Consider the following 1,561-nt stretch of genomic DNA (forward strand, 5'->3'; position numbering starts at 1 on the left):
ATTTATAACCTGATAATAATCAACGAACAGGTTTTTCATGTCCTCTTCACGTATGCCGATGCCGGTGTCGCTGACTGTAGCGTCCATCCATATATTGTTACCTTCATGCGTACAGCGTATTTTAAGTTCGATGGTTCCCTGTTTGGTGTATTTAACGGCGTTAGTGAGCAGATTGGTTAATATTTGTTTTACCCGCAGATCATCGCCATACAGTTCGCTTGGCAGATCATCAATTATATTTAACCGGAACGTTACCGGTTTTTCCCCAAGACGGGTTGTAACAAGGGTGATAATATCGTTAAGCAGGCTGGACATATAATACTTAACCGGCGTTATTGAAAGTTTGCCGGATTCAATTTTGGAAAAGTCCAGAATATCATTTACTATGCTCAATAACGTGCTGCCCGCGCTGCTTATCTTTGTTAAACTTTCAGTAACGTGTTCGTCAAGGGATTCTTCTTCCAGTATTAAATCGGTAAGCCCGATAACCACATTGAGCGGCGTTCTTAGCTCATGGCTCATATTTGCAAGGAAAGCGGACTTGGCTTTAGAGGCGGCAAGGACTTCTTCTTCCATTTCTTTGCGGCGGGTAATGTCGCGTATAATGGCGATTAACCCTACAACGACGCCGTTCTGCCAAATCGGAGCTTTAACCGTTTCAAAAACAGATTCTTTTCCGGTAAGAGCGGAGCGGACTTTTTCTTCAAGGAGTTGTAACTGATTATTTTCTATTACGGTCTTTTCTATATTACGAATCCTTTCCACCTGTTCCGCGAGCAGCCATGCGCCGTCCGCGTCTGTTTTATTCAGAAGATTCTCCTCATTAACACCTATAAATTCTTCAAAATATCTGTTGCATTGCGTGTATTTAAAATTCGTATCCTTGCAAAACATGAGATCCGGAATTGAATCAATTACCGTTTTAAGTTTGGATGTTTCAAGCGCGAGGGCGCCTGTCCGCTGGCTTAGAGAAAAAATAGATATATCGGAATTAAAAGAAATAGCCGACAGGCTTGCAAAGGAGGAATTATAAAATGCCAGGTGAACAGAAAAAAATTATCGTAGTAGACGATAACATCGAAAACTTGACCGCGCTTAAAAACACAATGAAGGACACATACGAAGTGTATCCGTGCCCTTCCGCATTAAAGATGTTTAACTTGTTGGAATTTTTTCATCCGGATATAATCTTGTTGGATGTGGAAATGCCTGAGATGAACGGGTATGAAGCGATAAAGAAACTGAAAAGCAACGAAAAATTCCAAGAAATACCTGTTATATTCCTGACCGCTATGGGAGACGCGCAAAGCGAAATAGAGGGATTAAAATTGGGCGCAGTCGATTATATTCACAAACCTTTTGTCGCCCCGTTATTGCTACAGCGTATAAAAACGCATCTCGCCCTTATGGAACAGAAAATGGAAATCAAGAGCCTTCTTGAGTTGAAAACAAAAGAAATCAGCCTGCGCGAAGCTGCGGAACTTGAGGCGGAAAACGCGTCCAAAGCCAAGGGCGACTTCCTGTCCCACATGAGCCATGAAATACGCTCTCCGTTAAACGC

3 protein-coding genes are annotated in these 1,561 nt (G+C 42.3%); 2 read left to right on the forward strand and 1 reads right to left on the reverse strand.

The annotated features are described in order from the left end of the window. Positions 1–894, reverse strand: an 894-nt coding sequence (locus tag ACYVRH_RS12525) for a sensor histidine kinase (protein ID WP_461257236.1), incomplete at its 3' end; no start/stop codon positions are given. Here ACYVRH_RS12525 and ACYVRH_RS12530 point away from each other — a divergent pair. Continuing rightward, entirely contained in the window at positions 893–1,033 is a 141-nt protein-coding gene (locus ACYVRH_RS12530) for a hypothetical protein (protein ID WP_461257237.1), read from the forward strand. The two genes, ACYVRH_RS12525 and ACYVRH_RS12530, sit on opposite strands and share 2 nt — an antisense overlap. Before the next feature lies 1 nt (position 1,034). Continuing rightward, positions 1,035–1,561, forward strand: a 527-nt coding sequence (locus ACYVRH_RS12535) for a response regulator (RefSeq protein ID WP_461257238.1), incomplete at its 3' end; no start/stop codon positions are given.

Source organism: Treponema sp. R80B11-R83G3, assembly GCF_054786115.1.

Coding starts and splice junctions, on each gene's coding strand:
- ACYVRH_RS12530 (WP_461257237.1), top strand. CDS start 893: ATGAGATCCGGAATTGAATCAATTACCGTTTTAAGTTTGGATGTTTCA.